Here is a 15,606-nt window from a genome sequence, read left to right on the forward strand (position 1 = left end):
ACGCCGGCCTGACGTGGAGGTGCTGAACTTGAGAGAGGCGGCAATGGACCAAGGCACCCGCGGCGAGCTCATCAGCCGGCTGGCCGAGGCGATCAGGTCCGTCACGGTCGCGCACCCGCTGCGGGTCGCCATCGACGGGCCGCCCGCCGCCGGCAAGACCACGCTGGCCGACGAGCTCGCCGTCGTCCTGCGCGCGCAGGATCGCGACGTCATCCGCGCGACCATCGACGACTTCCTCGTCCCCCGTGCACAGCGCTACCGACGCGGCCGGTACTCGGCCGAAGGCTGCTACTTCGACGCCCACGACCACGCCGCGCTGTGCCGGGTCCTGCTCGATCCGCTGGGCCCAGGCGGCGACCGAAGGTTCCGGCACGCGGTCTACGACAGAGACAGCGACACTCCATCGTCCCCGCCGGTCACGACCGCCCCCGCGGACGCCGTACTGCTCTTCGACGGTGTCTTCCTCCTGCGCCCAGAACTCATCGGCCGGTGGGACCTGCGCATCTTCGTGTCCGTCCCCTTCGAGCGGACGATAGATCGCGCCCGGGACCGAGGCACGGCGCCGGCCGGGTCCACCGCCGACACCGCGAGCACCGCCGGCACCGCCGACATCGAACGGTCCTGGCGCAATCGCTATATCCCCTCCCAAAAGCTCTACTTCGCCACGGCCCGCCCCACCGACCACGCCGACATCATCGTGTACAACGACCAGCTCCAGCGGCCGACCTGGGAAGTCCGGCCGCACGGGATTTGACGATCGCTCCAGGCGGTGCGGCCCCCGGCCTGACCGAGCACCGCCGCTCACGGCTCCAGCTTGAGCCTCTTCCTCGACGTACCCGGAAACACGACGACCAGGTGCTGCTCGTCGCCCGCATCGTCGATGCGCACGTAGACACGGAGCCGGTAGCGGCCCTTCCCCGCGATCGCCAGGTTCGGTATCGGGGCATCGGCGCCGACCTCTCCTCCCTCGCCCCTCTCCGGCACGGTGAGCCGGCCGGTGCGGCTGACGATCGGCACCTCGTTGACCTGACGCCACCCGGCCGTCCGCCGCGGCGGCGCGGCGTGGAAGGCCTTCACCGTCAGGCACAGGTTGGTGACGTCTGCGACGTGCCCGACGAGCGCCGCGCTGCCGGCCACCCCGATTTGGACGCTGTCGTCGTAGACCCTGTCCATCGCCTGCTCCGCATCCTTCTCAGCCGTTTCGTCCTCGGGGTCGTGGACCAGATAGCCGGGATCGCCGTCGACGAACAGGAAGTATTTGGCCGTGGCCTGGGCGACACCCTTCGTGCGGGGCCACGGGTCGCGGCACTGCGCGTTCTCCTCGAGGATGTAGGCGGTGGTCGCCGCCTCCGCCTCCGTGGCCGACCGCAGCAGCTCGGGATGGGTTTCGCCGATGGTCTCCGGGCACACGTAGACGAGGTTCCACGGGGCCGCGGCCCAGGCGGGCCGCGCGCTCCCGGCCCGCGTCAGAAGCGCCTCCTGCTCGGCGCGGTCCTCTGTGCGGCACAGCGCCCGCCCGTACGCGAGGATCGCCTGGTCCGACAGGCTGTCCGGGAACATGGGCGGGACTCCGCCGTCTCTGCTCCGCACCAGGCACAGGAACGTGGCGTCGCGTTCCGCGGGTTTCAGATCGCCGGAGGCGGGCCGGTCGTAGCAGTCGGTCGTCGAGCCGGTGTAGGTGAGGTGCGCGGCCTGCTCCGGGTGGATCAGTGCGATGATCGGCAGTACGGTCACGGCCGCCACCGCGACGCGGATCGCGCGCCGCCGCGCGGGCGGCGGGTCCGCCGGGCGCTCCTCGATGGGCAGTTCACGGGCGGTCGCCGCGGCCCACACGGCGCTGACGAGCCCCGCCGCGTTCGTCATGACCAGTATCGCCAGACTGCCGCTGAAGAGCGTGCCGAGCAGGACCACCAGCGCGTAGACGCCCACCGACGACCACCCGGCGGCCAGTGTGCCGCGGCTCCACCGGCCGTCGCGCCTCTGCCCGACGACCGTGAGGATGATCGTCGCCGCTCCGCCCAGCAGCGAGCCCACTTCGACGATGCCGCCCGATCCAAGCTCTTGGAGGCCGAGTTCGAAGAGCAGGACGTTGGCCGTCCCAGCCAGCTCGACCGCGAACATCGCCCCGGCCGCGGCGCACAGCATGCGGGACCGCCAGCGGATGACGAGCAGGTAGAGGATGTGAATCGCGGTCCACTGCGCGAGCCGGAACGCCGTGTCGAACCCGTCGGGGAGCAGCGCGATCGGCCACCACGGCACGAGGGTGTACGCCACCGCCAGATACAGCAGCCGGCGCAGCACCTTCGCCCGGCGATCCAGCGGTCCCGGCGCGGGGGGACGCAGGATCAGCCACAGGAGCGCGGCCTTCACCAGGGCGGCCACGAGCAGCGCCGCGACCGTCAGGGTGTCGAACCCGCCGCGAGAGTAGAACTCCGCATCGCCTGGCGGCGACCATTCGACGGCCGCCCAGAGCCAGGCGTCGCCGAGCACCAGGCCCACGACCGCCGCCACAAGAACCAGGCTTACGACTCCAAGCCTGATAATTCGCCATAAACCATCCGGAAGCACGAGACGCGATCTTAGCGGTTTCGATGATGGTGAGGCGCCGGGTGCCCAGAATGTCGCAGGCGAAGGAGGTGACGTTCCCGCTGCGCCACCCCATCGCAATCCAGGTCAAGGTTGCCATTGCCGAATGACATGGGATGTCGTCAATGACATCCGCCCGTAATTGATTCTTTGATTAAGTCCGCGACTTTTGATCTCCTGGCGCTTCTGTGTGCCCTGGCTACGTTTGAGTCGTTCGTTCTCAACCGGGGGCTGGGGTTTTCTTTCTTCGAGAACCCCGTTCTTCTCGCGTCGATCTACTCCATCTATCGCTAGCCGATCATTGGCAGGGTGGCATCGGCTCCGAAGGTGACGGTACGAAATCAGCCGATCCGCCTTGCCAGGTGAACCATACGAGATATCCCGGCGGTTTCGTCCTTGCCGTCGGGATGTGGCTGTTCTGGGGGGCCACCGGCGTCCACCGAAATGTGCGGACCGAAGCCCGCAATGCGTGTAAAGGACGAACGGATACTTCGTGCCGACCGCCGGTGACTCCGTGGAGCCGCCACTGGTGGCGGGCCTATATGTTGTCGCCGGGGAAAGATCTCCGGATGGCGACCCCGCCGCACCACATCCGGCGATGGCGACTGCGATAAGTGCTGCACCGGCAACGTGTCGCATGGTTTCTCGGACTAGAGCATTTACTGCGGGCATTGACCAATGGGGCGGTGCGCCGTTTTGATCATTTACCGGCAATTCCCGGTGGCCGGGCGTCAGGCTCGTACGTGGCTCGCGGCCTCGTCCGTGTTCCTGGTGGGCGAGGGGTCGCCGCGGTGGACGATGACGACCGCCGCGAGGCCGATGGCCAGGCCGAGGGCGGTCTGCGGGCCGAAGGGTTCGCCGAACATGAGGGCTCCCCAGACCGCCGTGACCGGGGCCATGAGGAACATGAGCGTGTTGACCTTGGTCACTCCGGAACGCCTCAGAATGAGCCAGTACAGCCCGTACCCGCCGAAGGTCGACAGGGCCACGAGCCAGGTGATCGCGGCCCAGAACGAGAGCTCGGCGGGCGGTAGCGCGGCCCCGGTGCTCACGGCGAGTGCCGTGAAGATGACGGCGCTGGTGACGCAGTGGACGGTCATCGACGCGGCGGGCGCGACCCGCGTACGGGAGCGGCTTTCCAGAAACGTGGCCGCCACCAGCGAGAACATGCCGAGGAAGGGGATGAGATAGGCCCACCAGGCCACACCGGCGCCGGCGGTGGCGTCGGCCAGGGTGACGATGGCGACGCCGCCCACACCCAGGCACAGGCCGAGCCACTGCTTGCGCGAGACGTGCTGACGCAGCAGCGGGCCGGCGAGCGCTCCGGCGACGAGGGGCTGGACGCCGTCGATCAGGGCGGTGGTGCCACTGGAGACCCCGAGCTGGATCGCGTAGTAGACGGTGAGCAGATAGCCGCTCTGCGACAGTGCGCCGATCATGGCCTGCCGGACCACGTCCCGCGCGGTGAGGCCCCGCCACGACGTCCTGGAGACGGCGGCGACGGCGATCAGGATGACGGCCAGCGGCAGGAACCGCCACATCAGGATCGTGATCGCGGACGCGCTGCCGGCGCCGAGCTTGGCCCCGATGAACCCGGAACTCCAGCAGAGCACGAAGGCGATCGAGAGCAGGAAGTTCATGGCTCTCCCAAAGCTATACAGATCGGTATACTTACGACTTACTATACAGATCGGTATACTGTTGGGCTGTGAGCACTACCAAGGGCCGGACGCCCGGCGCGCGGCGCGTCCTGGAGGCCGCCGGGCGGCTGTTCTACGAGCGTGGCATCCATGCCGTCGGCGTCGACCTGATCGCCGCCGAGGCCGGCGTGACGAAGAAGACCCTCTACGACCGGTTCGGCTCCAAGGAGCAGATCGTCGTGGAGTATCTCGCGGATCGGGACGAACGCTGGCGGGCCTTCCTCGCCCAGCGCCTCGACGCCGCGGGGCCGGCGCCGGCGGCGCGCGTCCTGGCCGTCTTCGACGCCTCACGCGCGTGGTCGGAGGAGAACGGCTCCAAGGGGTGCAGCATGGTCAACGCGCACGCGGAGATCAGCGATCCGTCCCACCCGGCGTACCCGATCATCATCGGGCAGAAGCAGTGGATGCTCGACCTGTTCACCGGCCTCGCCGGGGATCTGGGCCGCACGTGCATGCTGCTGCACGAAGGAGCGCTTGTCGCCCACGGCCTGAACGTCTTCGCCGACCCCATCGGCCATGCGCGCGAACAGGTCCGAGCCCTCCTGGCCTCCAACGTTTGCTGATTGGCGTCTTTTGTCCCAAGATTGCCGGAGTGTCCACCCCCCACACCCGGCGCCCCTTCTGGCTGTTCCTGTCCGGTGCCACCGCCCAGCAGATCGGCATGTTCGCCGTCCCCAGCACCCTCATCTACCTCCTGTTCGATCGGGCCCGCGAGTCCCTGGCCGAGGCCGGGCTGGCCTCCATGACGGTCGTGCTGCTGTCGCTGGTGCTGGCCCTTCCCATCGGCGTGGTCCTCGACCGGGTGCGGCGCGGTCCGGCGCTGGTGACGACGGCGCTGCTGAGCGCCGTGACGCTGGCGTCCTTCGCCGTCGCCGGCTGGCTGGGGCAGATCACGCTCCCGCACCTCCTCCCGGCCGTCGTGCTGGTGCCGGTCCTGTGGACCGCCGCACAGCTCGCCGCGCAGGTCTATCTGCCGACGGTCGTCGAGCGCGGGCGGTTGACGCAGGTCAACGCGGTGGTGGCGCTCGCCGGCGGGCTGGCCGCGTGGCTGTTGCCCCTGGCCTTCACCCGGCCTGACCTGATGCTGGCGCTGGCGGCCGTCGCGTTCGCGGGCTGCGCGCTGCTGTTCCGGGGCATCGACGTGCCCGAGGAACCCGCGCCGCCCCGTACGGGCTGGTGGCGGGAGATGACCGAAGGGGTGCGGTTCGTCTGGGCGCATCCCGTGCTCAAGGCCATCACCGTGTACGTCGTCGCGGCCGCCCTGCTGGAACCGCTGCTCGAAGAGCTCGCCGGGTCACGCGCGAGCGTCGCGACGGGGATCAACGACCTGGCGGTGCCGGTGGGGGCGGTGGCGGCGCTGCTGCTCGGGCGGCGTGTGCACCCCTTCCGGCTGGCCTGGACGGCGCTGCTGGCCACCCAGCCGTTCGCGCTCCTTCTCGCCGTCGCCGCTTCAGGCCGGCTGGCCGTGCTCTGGTACGGGCTGGGCACGTTCGTGCCGTGGGCCGGCGCGACGGCCGCCGGGGTGGCCCTGCTCAGCCACCGCCAGGCCATCACACCGCCGAGGCTGCTCGGCCGTACGCTGGCCGCGATGCTCCTGTTCGCCGGCCTGGCGACGATGGCGGCGTCGTACCTGCAGGTGGTGGTGCTCGGCTACCTGGCCGAGCCGCCCTCGGACCCGATGCCGCCGGTCACCGTGCAGGCGTGGCCCGTCGTGCTGGTCTGCGCGGCCGGGCTGGTCGCGGCGGCGGTGCCGCTGTATCGGGCCCGCCACCTGGCCGAGAGCGGGCGAGCAGCCGATCTCATGGGCGCCGGCGCCTGACCGAGAGATCGCGGGCCAGGTGGGCGCGGCGCAGGCCGTGCGAGCGCAGGTAACGGAGATCCTCGGCGGTGTCGTACATGAGCTGGACGTGAAAGTAGTTCACCAGCTCCAGCGCCGCGAACAGCCCGAACCCCAGCCCAGGCCAGCTTCCCGCCCCCGGATCGGCCACCATCGCCCAGACGAGGAACGCCAGGCCGGCGGCCAGCACGACGACGTCGGCCCGGCGCGCGGCGGCGAAGGCGCCGGCCCCTGGGAGAAACCTGTCGTGGGTGGCGAGCTGGCGGAGCTTGGCGAACCAGTACCCGGATCCCTGCAGCAGGAGCAGCGCGAACAACGCGAAACCCACGCCGTTCGCCACCGTCACCGGGAACCCGGCAACGACGAACCAGATCACCGCCTGCAACGGGATGTTGAGCAACTCCACCCACGCCAGCGACCGCAGCCGTCGTCGAATCCGGGAACGATGATCCATCCGACGATGATCGCAGCCTGCCCGGCACCCGACGGCACCGGGCAGGAGCGGTGTCAGAGGGTCAGGGTCCAGCCGTCGATGTAGCCCTTGTCTCCCTTCGCCAGGTCTTCGACGCGGAGTTTCCAGGTTCCGCTCGCCGGTGACACCGTCGCGCTGACCCAATAACTCTCGTTGATGTTGTCGGTGCCGTCCTTGGCGTCGGCGGCGCGCAGCGGGTAGACCTTGCCGCCCGGGGCGATCAGGTCGATCTTCAGGTCGCCGCGCCAGGTGTGCCCGATCTCCACGTGCACGCGCGTACGGGAGGGCGCGTTGCCGTCGAGCCAGGCCAGGATGATGCTGGATTCGGCCACACCGGGGTCCGGAATGTCGACGTCGTCCCAGTTGCCGAAGCAGGGCATGCTGATCGACCAGGCGTCGAGGAATCCGGTGTCGACCCATTCGACGTCTTCCACGCGCAGCTTCCAGGTGCCGTTGGCGGGCGAGGCGCTGGCGTTGACGGTGTAGGTCTCGTGCAGGACGTCGGCGCTGTCGGTGGCCTCAGGAGCCCGGAGCGGATACACCTTGTTGTCCGGGGCGATCAGGTCGATCTTCAGCTCGCCGCGCCAGGTGTGATGGATGTCGACGTAGATCTCCAGGGTGGCCGGGGCGCTGCCGAGCATCCCGCTGATCGGGATGGAGGAGGTCACGTTGCCGTGGTCGGGGATGGGGGTGTCCTTGACGTTCTCGAAGAAGGGGATGGACCAGGCCTCGCCGTCCTCGGGGGGCTCCTCACCGCCGTTCACGGCGGCGGCGAGCTGCAGGCGCGGGGTGGTGACGCCGGAGTAGGTGATCGGTTTGCCGGCGCTCTTGATCGCCGCCTCCAGCTCCGCCAGCGTCGCGGTCGGCTTGGCCTGGCGCAGCACCGCCAGGGCGCCGGTGACGTGCGGGGCGGCCATCGAGGTGCCGCTCATCGTGGCCCACTTGCCGCCGGGCACCGAGGAGATGATCCCCGCGCCGGGGGCGAACACGTCGAGCATGGCGCCCCGGTTGCTGAAGGTGGCCACGCCGTCCTCGTCGGTGCTCGCGCCCACGGTGACGGCGGAGGACACGCACGCCGGGGAGCTGACCGCGGCGCCGAAGCCGTTGTTGCCCGCCGCCACGACGGTGGCGATCCCGGCGGTGCGGAGGTCTTCGATGACCGGTTCGAGCGGATCTTCGTCACAGGCCGCGGTGTACTGGCCGCCGCCCAGGCTCATGTTGGCGGCCACCAGCGGCACGCCGCTCTCCTGCAGCGCGAGGACCTTCTCCAGGCCGAAGAGCTGGTCGCTGGTGAAGCTCAGCAGGCACGGGGAGGATCCCGCGCCGCACCAGTACTCCGAGGTGAACTTGCTGAACACCTGGATGGCGACGAGCTCCGCGCCGGGGGCGACGCCGGCGGGCGGCGCGCCGGTCACGCCCGTACCGTTGCCGATCGCGATGCCGGCCACGTGCGTGCCGTGATCGCAGTCCAGGGCCACGTCCGCGCAGGGGCCCTGATCGGTGTCCGCGGAGCCGGGCCCTTCCTGCTCGGACTCACCGTTGGGGCACAGGCTGGTGGCGGAGTAGTCGGGGTCGATCGTGGAGAAGCAGGCCTCGCTGAGCACCCGGTCCTTCAGGAAGGGATGGTTGACTGCGACGCCGGTGTCCAGCACGGCCACCACGCTGCCCGCGCCGGTCATGCCCGCCGCGCGGGTCTTGTCCGCGCCGATCAGCGGGACGCTCTCGGCCAGCACCGGCGGCACCGGCCGGTCCTCGGTCACGCTCAGCACACTCGGCAACTGGGACAGCCGGGTCACCGCCGCCGCGTCGACGCGCAGCGTGACCACGGGGAAGCGGGACAACATCTGGACGACCTCGCCGTTGGTGGCCGCGGCCGGCAGGTCGGTCCTGGCCTTGGTGAGCACGTTGACCCTGAGCTTGCCGGCGGCGGTGACCCGCGAAAGCAACCCGGGCTCGACATACGGGGCGGCCGCCGCCGTGCTCTGCTGGGCCTGGGCGGACGTCGCCTGGGCCGGCGCACTCACGATCGCCGTGGCGGCCAGCACCGCGGCGACACAGGATAAAACGGAAAATTTCATGAAGTATCGCACCCTTACGTAAGAGATCCCTGGAACGACGCCGACATGAGGGGGTTGCCGGATGGCGGCTCCCGCCCGCCATCCGGCACTGGTGGAAGTCCTTACGGCCTCGGTCGCTTCGTCGCGTCCGCGCCGTTCTTGGGCTTGCCCTTGAGGCGGACGCCCAGCCAGTACGCGCCGGCGATCTTCTTGCAGAGCCCGCGCACCAGGATGAAGTAGCCGTTGCACACCTTGTCGCGCATGGTGATGTAGAAACGGCTGTCCACGTCGGCCTTGCGGCTACGGTCGAGGTAGTACTTGTAACCCTTGTACGTGTTCCCGATCAGGCCGTACCCGTAGTCGTGCGAGTCGCAGGCCGGGCGGAAGTCGAAGCCGCTCGGACGGTCGGCGCTCGACGTGCAGTGGTCGTGATTGATGCCCATGACCTTGTAGCCGCTGGCGGTACGCTTCCAGCCCGGCTTGTGCCACCCGTAGTGCGCCGCCCAGGCCGAGCAGCCGATCTTCGTGTACCACATCCAGTTCGCGGCGGTGCTGCACTTCTTCGGGTACGCCTGCGGCGGGTCGATGCCCTCCGGCAGGAAGTCGGTCAGCGGCGGCTCCGTGGCGGCGGGGTCGTTGATCCCGGTGGCGCCCTCGATCGGCCCGCCGGCGACCGGCAGGTCGAGGTCGGTGGAGCTCACCTGGGGAGCCGCGGCGCCGGCCGGGAAGCTCATCTGCCAGCCGCCGTTGGTGACCGACTGGATCGAGGTCAGCCGCCCGACCGGGTCGTAGGCGTAATTGGCCAGGCCGGTGCCCGAGCTGGGGTCGTTCACCGTACGCAGCAGCCCCGACGTGTCGTAGCCGTAGCTGGCCTGTGTCTGCGGCGCCTCGGTCCCGTACGCGACCGTGACGTTCTTGAGCCGGCCCGCGAAGTCTCCGACCGACGTGCCCGTGGCCGTGGTCGTGGTGGCGTAGGTGAAGCGGAGGACGGACTCGGGCGTCTCCGCGCCGGCCGGTTCCTTGATGGTGCTGATGCGGCCCTGGCCGTCGTAGGCCACCGTCGACTTGCCGAAGGCGGTGTTGCCGACGCTGGTCACCCGCCAGGTGTCGGTGCTCGACAGGCCGGACTGCCGGGCCCAGGTGTAGGTGTAGGCCAGGTCGGCGGCGCTGATCGGGGTGCCGTCGTCGTTGGTGAAGGGGGCGTCGTCCGGGTCCTGGACCGTCTGGTCGATCGCGATCGTCTCGGACGTCGTGGTGCGCATCGCTCCGATGGCCGCGTCCCACCGGGTGGTCTCGGTGAGCTTGGCGCCGTCGGTGGTCTCGTACGTCTGGATGCCGCCGCCGTCGGGGAAGGCGACGCTGCTCTTCAGGGTGTAGCGGGCCGACGTCCCGTCGTCGAGCTCGGTGATGACGATGGCGCCGTTCTGGACCTCCAGCCGCCGGTTGAGCTGCCCGCCGGCGAACTCGGCCAGCCAGCCGGGCCCGAAGACGCCCAGTTCGGGGCGGGTGGAGGGGGCGGACTGCGGCCGGGCCAGGTTGCCGTCGCCCATGGCGACACCGTGCTTGCGGCTGATCAGGCCGGCGGACACGTCCAGCTCGGCGATCTTGAAGGTCCCGTTGTCGGTGGCGTACTGGCCGGGACCGAGCTCCTGGATCTCGGCCAGCGGCGGCTCGTCGACCGCTTCGGCGGAGGCCTGGGCGGACAGCAGGGGAACAATCATCGCCGTGACGGCGAGGGGCAGCGCTAATCGGCGCAAGGCGGCCTCCGGAAAGAATGGAGTCGAGTGATTTGATCACCTGGAGAGTAGGTCATGACAAATCGCGCGACAAGATCTGGACGCCGTTTCTCAATGGTGCTTAAATCGCGCACGGAGCTATATTATTACGCCTTTATGTCACGCTGTTTTCGCAGGTCAGAGGCGATGTAGTGACTTTATGGCGATTATGTGGAGCGTCCGCCTAAAATTACCATGATGCTTCGCGATAATACTTGGGTAAAACGCCGTGGACGGGGTCGCCCGCCTCTCCGCACGCGATCGGATCGTAAATTCGGGCGGCGCCGGCCGGTCTTGTCCTTGACGGCGAACCGGACTTCCACGGCCGACACGTTGACCTGCTCGGCGTCCATCCCGCTCCCATCCATGATCCGCTGCTTGACGTAGCAGCATGAGGGATCAACAGGACGCGGCGCGCTCCTCCAGAAGGGCGCGTTCGCGGGCGTTGCGGGTCATTCCGGCCGCGCGGCCGAACTCCGCTCGCGCCTCCTCCCGGCGTCCCAGCTTGAACAGCAGGTCACCGCGTACGCTCGGCAGCAGGTGATAGCCCTTCAGCGACGGCTCGTCCACGATCTGGTCGAGGAGCTCCAGCCCGACGGCGGGCCCGTACGCCATCGACAGGGCCACGGCCCGGTTGAGCTCGACGACGGGGGAGCGGGACATCTTGGCCAGTGCCTCGTACAGGCCCGCGATCCGCACCCAGTCGGTGTCCAGCGGATCGACGGCCCTGGCGTGGCAGGCGGCGATGGCGGCCTGCAGGGTGTAGGGGCCCGGCGCGTCGCCGAGGGACTCGGCCCGGTCGAGCGCGGCCAGGCCGCGGCTGATGAGGAGCCGGTCCCAGCGGGCCCGGTTCTGCTCCAGCAGCAGGATCGGCTCGCCTGACGGGCCGACGCGGGCCGCCGACCTGGACGCCTGGATCTCCATGAGGGCGACCAGGCCGTGCACCTCGGCCTCCTTGGGCATCAGGCCCGCCAGCACCCGCCCCAGCCGCAGCGCGTCCTCGCACAGCCCCGGGCGCATCCAGTCGTCGCCCGCCGTGGCCGAGTAGCCCTCGTTGAAGACCAGGTAGATGACCTCGAGCACCGAGGACAGGCGCCCGGCCAGCTCCGCGCCCTGCGGCACCTCGAACGGGACCTTCTTGTCGGCCAGGGTGCGCTTGGCGCGCACGATGCGCTGGGCCACGGTCGGCTCCGGGACCAGGAACGCCCGCGCGATCTCGTCGGTGGTCAGGCCGCCGAGCACGCGCAGCGTCAGCGCCACCCTGGCCTCCACCGACAGCTCGGGGTGGCAGGCCGTGAACACCAGCCGCAGCAGGTCGTCCTCGATCTCGTCGATCTCGGGCAGCTCCTCCTGGGTGTCGAGGCGGTGGCCGAGCTCGTTGAGGTTGTGCTGGAGGCGTTCGTTCCTGCGGAACAGGTCGATGGCGCGGCGCTTGGACACGGTCATCAGCCAGGCGCCCGGATTGCGCGGCACCCCGGACTCCGGCCACTGCTCCAGGGCGGCGACCAGGGCGTCCTGCGCCAGCTCCTCGGCGAGACCGACGTCGCGCGTCATCCCGGCGAGCCCGGCGATGAGCCGGGCCGCCTCGATGCGCCAGACCGCCTCGATCGTGCGATGGGTGTCGGAAGCCGTCACGGGCTTATGAGACCAGCACGGCGCCCGCCCCGCAACCTCAGCGCGGGTCGTCCACGCCGAGCCGTTCGCGCAGCCCCTCCTCGTACGCGCGCTCCTCGGCGGGCGTCGATTCGTCCGGTACGTCCGTGGCGTCGAACACCCGCCACACGTCCAGCCCGATCCCGTCGTGGTCCGGCGGGACCGGCACGCGCAGGGCCCACTCGATGGCCTCCTCGCGCGACTTGACCTGGATCAGCCAGAACCCGGCGATGAGCTCCTTGGCCTCGGCGAACGGCCCGTCGATCACGCTCGCCTTGCCGCCGCTGTAGGCGATCTGGGCCCCCGCCGAGCTGGGATAGAGGCCCTCACCCGCCAGCAGCACCCCCGCCTTGGCCAGCGACTCGTTGTAGGCGTGCATGTTGTCGACGAGCTCCTGGCTCGGCAGGGTCCCGGCCTCGGTCTCCGGGCTGGCCTTGCCCACGATCATGAACTTCATCGGTCGTCTCCTCCGGTGCTCTCACCGGCCCTGGGGGGCCGGTCTCGTCAACGCGTCGAACGGCGCCGGCCCGGATCGACACGGTTCCTCAATCGGCCGCGATCCGGGCGGCGATGCCGTCCAGAACATATTCGAGCCCGGTCTCGAACTGCCAGGCCGGATCGTTCTTGCACCGGCCCTCGTGAATGTAGCGCTCGAAGGCGGGATAACGGCCGGTGTCGAGCAGGTACGTGAGCTGCGGCGCCAGGCTCGTGTACACCTGCTGCTCGTCCGCCCACCCCTGACCGGCCATGAACTGCCGCATCGCGATCTCCGAGCCGGTCATGCCGAGCGTGTACGAGCTGACGGTGGTGGCCACGGCCATCGCGGTGTCCGGCTCCAGCCCGGCCAGGGCGCTCAGCGCGCGTTCCGAGACCGCCGTGCGGTTCGGCGTGAGCGCGAGCACGGCGCTCGGCGGCAACTGGCCGAGCCACAGGTGCCGGAGCATCAGCTCCCGCGTCTCCACGGCGATCGCCCGCAGCGTCTCCCGCCACCCCGCCGTGCCGGGCGGCAGCTCCAGCTCGGTGTAGACGTGGTCGACCATCAGCTCCAGCAGCTCGTCCTTGCCCGACACGTACCGGTACGCGGCCATCGGCGCCACCCCCAGCTCGGTGGCCAGGCGGCGCATGGTGATGGCGTCGAGCCCCTCCGCGTCCGCGATGGCGACGGCCGCGGCCGCGATCCGCTGGGAGGACAGGGTCTGGCGGGGCGCCGGCGCGGGACGTTCGAGGCGCTCCCACAGCGGGGCCCCGTCCTTCTGAGCGGCCATCAAGCATCCTCCTGTGCGCGGTGTCGTATACAACGTATCAGGAGTAGACAACGTACACAGCGATGTGTACGTTGTCTCCGCATCGATACGTTGTACACAAGGAGCTCTCCATGAATGCCCCCTTGAATGTCGCCGTCCTGATCGGCAGCACCAGAGACGGCCGCTTCGGCCCCGTCGTGGCGAACTGGATCCGCGCCCACCTCGAACGCCGCGACGACATGGCCGCCGACCTCATCGACCTGGTCGAGACCCCGCTGCCCACCGTGTTCCCGGTGCTGGGGCAGCCGCCTGAGTCGGCCGAGGCCCTGGAGCTGCTGTCGGCCGTGTCCCCGAGGATGGCCCGGGCCGACGCGTTCGTGATCGTCACCCCCGAGTACAACCGCAGCTTCCCCGCCGCGCTGAAGAACGCCATCGACTGGCACGGCCGCGAATGGCACGCCAAGCCGGTCGGTTTCGTGGGCTATGGCGGTTTCTCGGCGGGGCTGCGGGCGGTCGAGCAGCTCCGGCTGGTCATGGCCGAGCTGCACGCCGTGACCATGCGCGACGCCGTCGGCCTGCAGGCGCCGTGGGCCCAGATCGGCATGGACGGCACCGCGGACAACCCCGGCGGCGACGCGGCCGCCAAGGCCATGCTCGACCAGCTCGCCTGGTGGGGGCACACCCTGCGCGAGGCCAGGACCACACGTCCTTACGGCGCATGAGCCGTTCCCTGTACGCGGGCGTGTTCGGGCTGATGCTCGGCATGTTCCTGGCGATGCTGGACGGCCTGATCGTCGGCACCGCCCTGCCCACGATCACCGGTGAGCTCGGCGGGCTGAACCGGTTGTCCTGGGTCGTGACCGCGTACCTGCTGGCCACGGCCGCCACCACCCCCATCTGGGGCAAACTGGGCGACCTGTACGGCCGCAAGGGCACGTTCATGACCGCGATCGTGATCTTCCTTGCCGGCTCCGTGCTGGCCGGGCTGTCCCAGGACATCGGCCAGCTCATCGCCTTCAGGGCGGTGCAGGGGCTCGGCGCGGGCGGGCTGATGGTGGGCGCGCTGTCGATCATCGGCGTGCTGGTGCCGCCCCGCGAGAGCGGCAAGGTGCAGTCGATGGTCGGCGCCATGATGCCGGTCGCCTTCATCGGCGGGCCGCTGCTCGGCGGCCTGCTGACCGACCACCTGAGCTGGCGGTGGACGTTCTACGTGAACGTCCCCGTCGGGGCCGTGGCGCTGCTCGTGGTCGGGCTCTGGATCCGGCCGGTGGGGGAGCGGGTCAAGGCCGGGATCGACTACCTCGGGGCGGTGCTGCTGACCGCGGCGATCCTGGCGCTGACGCTGCTGGCGAGCTGGGGCGGCATCACGTACGCGTGGACGTCCCCGCAGATCCTGGCCCTGGGCGCGGTCGCGGTCGCCTGCCTGGCCGCCTTCGTCAGGACCGAGCGGCGGGCCGGGGAGCCGGTCATCCCGCCGCGCCTCTTCCACGACCGGAACTTCACGCTCGCCCAGGTGCTCAGCTTCCTGGCCGGGGCCGTCATGATGGCCGTGACGGCGTACCTGCCGCAGTATCTGCAGTTCGTCCAGGGCGCCTCGCCGACGGCCGGCGGGATGCTGCTGCTTCCGCTGATGTTCGGCATGCTCGCGGCCCAGCTCGTCACCGGCCACCTGATCAGCCGCACCGGCCGCCACCGCGTCTATCCGATCCTCGGCGGCGGCGTCCTGGTGGCCGGGGTGCTCGCCCTGACCGTGCTGGGCGTGGGCACCGGCGCGGGCCTGGCCTCCGCGCTCACGGTGATCGCCGGGGTGGGCGTCGGACTGCTGACGCAGAGCACCGTGCTGCTCACGCTGAACAGCGCCGGCCCCCGCGACATGGGCGCGGCCAGCGGCACCGTCACGCTGCTGCGCACCATCGGCGGCTCCCTGGGCATCGCCCTCCTGGGCGCCGTCTACGGCGGCCGCATGGAGGCGGGGCTGGCCGACGCCCTCGGGCCGGGGGAGGCCGCACGGCTGACGGCGGGCGGCGGGCTCACCCCTGAACTGATGCCCGCACTGAGCGCTCCCGTCCGCGACGCCGTGCGGGACGCGGTCAGCGCGGGCCTGCAGGGGGTGCTGATCGGGTCGGCGGTCCTGGCGGCACTCGCCTTCGCCGCCGCCTGGTTCGTACGGGAGACCCCGCTGCCCACGGAGCCCGCCACCGCCCGCGGCCACGCCCACCGCTGATCCGGCACCGGCTCCAGCAGAGAAAGGAAGAGCACGCTCATGAACGGCCCGTGCCGGA

Annotated in this window: 13 protein-coding genes; 5 read left to right on the forward strand and 8 right to left on the reverse strand. The window is 70.1% G+C overall.

Annotation, left to right across the window (positions count from 1 at the left end; genetic code table 11):
- The first annotated feature begins 43 nt into the window (after nucleotides 1–43).
- A complete protein-coding gene (locus tag C4V41_RS50970) occupies nucleotides 44–754 on the forward strand; it encodes a cytidylate kinase family protein (RefSeq protein WP_103963315.1) in 711 nt (236 codons plus the stop codon).
- Between the two features lie 47 nt (nucleotides 755–801).
- Here C4V41_RS50970 and C4V41_RS50975 read toward each other — a convergent pair whose 3' ends face one another.
- Both C4V41_RS50975 and C4V41_RS50980 read right to left on the reverse strand, forming a co-directional pair.
- Nucleotides 802–2,511 (reverse strand): hypothetical protein, encoded by a 1,710-nt coding sequence (locus C4V41_RS50975; RefSeq protein WP_103963316.1) that lies wholly within the window; start codon nucleotides 2,509–2,511, stop codon nucleotides 802–804.
- Between the two features lie 806 nt (nucleotides 2,512–3,317).
- Nucleotides 3,318–4,226, reverse strand: a complete 909-nt coding sequence (locus C4V41_RS50980) for a DMT family transporter (RefSeq protein WP_103963317.1) — start codon at nucleotides 4,224–4,226, stop codon at nucleotides 3,318–3,320.
- 68 nt (nucleotides 4,227–4,294) lie between these two features.
- On the opposite strand from C4V41_RS50980, the gene C4V41_RS50985 reads away from it, so the two are divergent.
- Both C4V41_RS50985 and C4V41_RS50990 read left to right on the forward strand, forming a co-directional pair.
- Nucleotides 4,295–4,849: a TetR/AcrR family transcriptional regulator gene (locus C4V41_RS50985; RefSeq protein WP_103963318.1), complete on the forward strand. Its 555-nt coding sequence runs from the start codon at nucleotides 4,295–4,297 to the stop codon at nucleotides 4,847–4,849.
- A 29-nt stretch (nucleotides 4,850–4,878) separates the two neighbouring features.
- The gene (locus C4V41_RS50990) at nucleotides 4,879–6,105 is read left to right on the forward strand and encodes an MFS transporter (RefSeq protein ID WP_103963319.1); all 1,227 of its coding nucleotides are present in this window, start codon (nucleotides 4,879–4,881) and stop codon (nucleotides 6,103–6,105) included.
- On the opposite strand, the gene C4V41_RS50995 is transcribed toward C4V41_RS50990, so the two are convergent.
- From C4V41_RS50995 to C4V41_RS51020, 6 genes are all read right to left on the reverse strand, one after another.
- On the reverse strand, nucleotides 6,086–6,577 hold the full coding sequence (locus C4V41_RS50995) for a hypothetical protein (RefSeq protein ID WP_235030900.1): 492 nt from the start codon (nucleotides 6,575–6,577) through the stop codon (nucleotides 6,086–6,088). The genes C4V41_RS50990 and C4V41_RS50995 overlap by 20 nt on opposite strands.
- Nucleotides 6,578–6,630: 53 nt before the next feature.
- On the reverse strand, nucleotides 6,631–8,673 hold the full coding sequence (locus C4V41_RS51000) for a S8 family serine peptidase (protein WP_103963320.1): 2,043 nt from the start codon (nucleotides 8,671–8,673) through the stop codon (nucleotides 6,631–6,633).
- Nucleotides 8,674–8,774: 101 nt separating this feature from the next.
- A complete protein-coding gene (locus tag C4V41_RS51005) occupies nucleotides 8,775–10,373 on the reverse strand; it encodes a phospholipase A2 (RefSeq protein WP_200824816.1) in 1,599 nt (532 codons plus the stop codon).
- Between the two features lie 453 nt (nucleotides 10,374–10,826).
- Nucleotides 10,827–12,062, reverse strand: coding sequence for an RNA polymerase sigma factor (locus C4V41_RS51010; protein WP_200824817.1), 1,236 nt, complete (start codon nucleotides 12,060–12,062; stop codon nucleotides 10,827–10,829).
- Nucleotides 12,063–12,099: 37 nt separating this feature from the next.
- On the reverse strand, nucleotides 12,100–12,537 hold the full coding sequence (locus tag C4V41_RS51015) for a YciI family protein (protein ID WP_103963322.1): 438 nt from the start codon (nucleotides 12,535–12,537) through the stop codon (nucleotides 12,100–12,102).
- 88 nt (nucleotides 12,538–12,625) lie between these two features.
- Entirely contained in the window at nucleotides 12,626–13,345 is a 720-nt protein-coding gene (locus tag C4V41_RS51020) for a TetR/AcrR family transcriptional regulator (RefSeq protein ID WP_103963323.1), read from the reverse strand.
- Between the two features lie 110 nt (nucleotides 13,346–13,455).
- Between C4V41_RS51020 and C4V41_RS51025 the strand changes: the two genes are divergently transcribed.
- Together C4V41_RS51025 and C4V41_RS51030 are read left to right on the forward strand one after the other, a co-directional pair.
- Nucleotides 13,456–14,046 carry an NADPH-dependent FMN reductase gene (locus C4V41_RS51025; RefSeq protein ID WP_103963324.1) on the forward strand — a complete coding sequence of 197 codons (591 nt, stop codon included), beginning with the start codon at nucleotides 13,456–13,458 and terminating at the stop codon, nucleotides 14,044–14,046.
- The gene (locus C4V41_RS51030; protein ID WP_200824818.1) at nucleotides 14,043–15,548 is read left to right on the forward strand and encodes an MDR family MFS transporter; all 1,506 of its coding nucleotides are present in this window, start codon (nucleotides 14,043–14,045) and stop codon (nucleotides 15,546–15,548) included. The genes C4V41_RS51025 and C4V41_RS51030 overlap by 4 nt, the downstream gene beginning before the upstream one ends.
- Nucleotides 15,549–15,606: the final 58 nt, after the last annotated feature.

This window comes from Nonomuraea solani, assembly GCF_900108335.1.
Lineage (GTDB): Bacteria > Actinomycetota > Actinomycetes > Streptosporangiales > Streptosporangiaceae > Nonomuraea > Nonomuraea solani.

Coding starts and splice junctions, on each gene's coding strand:
- C4V41_RS51015 (WP_103963322.1), bottom strand. CDS start 12,537: ATGAAGTTCATGATCGTGGGCAAGGCCAGCCCGGAGACCGAGGCCGGG.
- C4V41_RS51000 (WP_103963320.1), bottom strand. CDS start 8,673: ATGAAATTTTCCGTTTTATCCTGTGTCGCCGCGGTGCTGGCCGCCACG.
- C4V41_RS51020 (WP_103963323.1), bottom strand. CDS start 13,345: ATGGCCGCTCAGAAGGACGGGGCCCCGCTGTGGGAGCGCCTCGAACGT.
- C4V41_RS50980 (WP_103963317.1), bottom strand. CDS start 4,226: ATGAACTTCCTGCTCTCGATCGCCTTCGTGCTCTGCTGGAGTTCCGGG.
- C4V41_RS50970 (WP_103963315.1), top strand. CDS start 44: ATGGACCAAGGCACCCGCGGCGAGCTCATCAGCCGGCTGGCCGAGGCG.
- C4V41_RS51005 (WP_200824816.1), bottom strand. CDS start 10,373: ATGATTGTTCCCCTGCTGTCCGCCCAGGCCTCCGCCGAAGCGGTCGAC.
- C4V41_RS50995 (WP_235030900.1), bottom strand. CDS start 6,577: ATGGATCATCGTTCCCGGATTCGACGACGGCTGCGGTCGCTGGCGTGG.
- C4V41_RS51030 (WP_200824818.1), top strand. CDS start 14,043: ATGAGCCGTTCCCTGTACGCGGGCGTGTTCGGGCTGATGCTCGGCATG.
- C4V41_RS51025 (WP_103963324.1), top strand. CDS start 13,456: ATGAATGCCCCCTTGAATGTCGCCGTCCTGATCGGCAGCACCAGAGAC.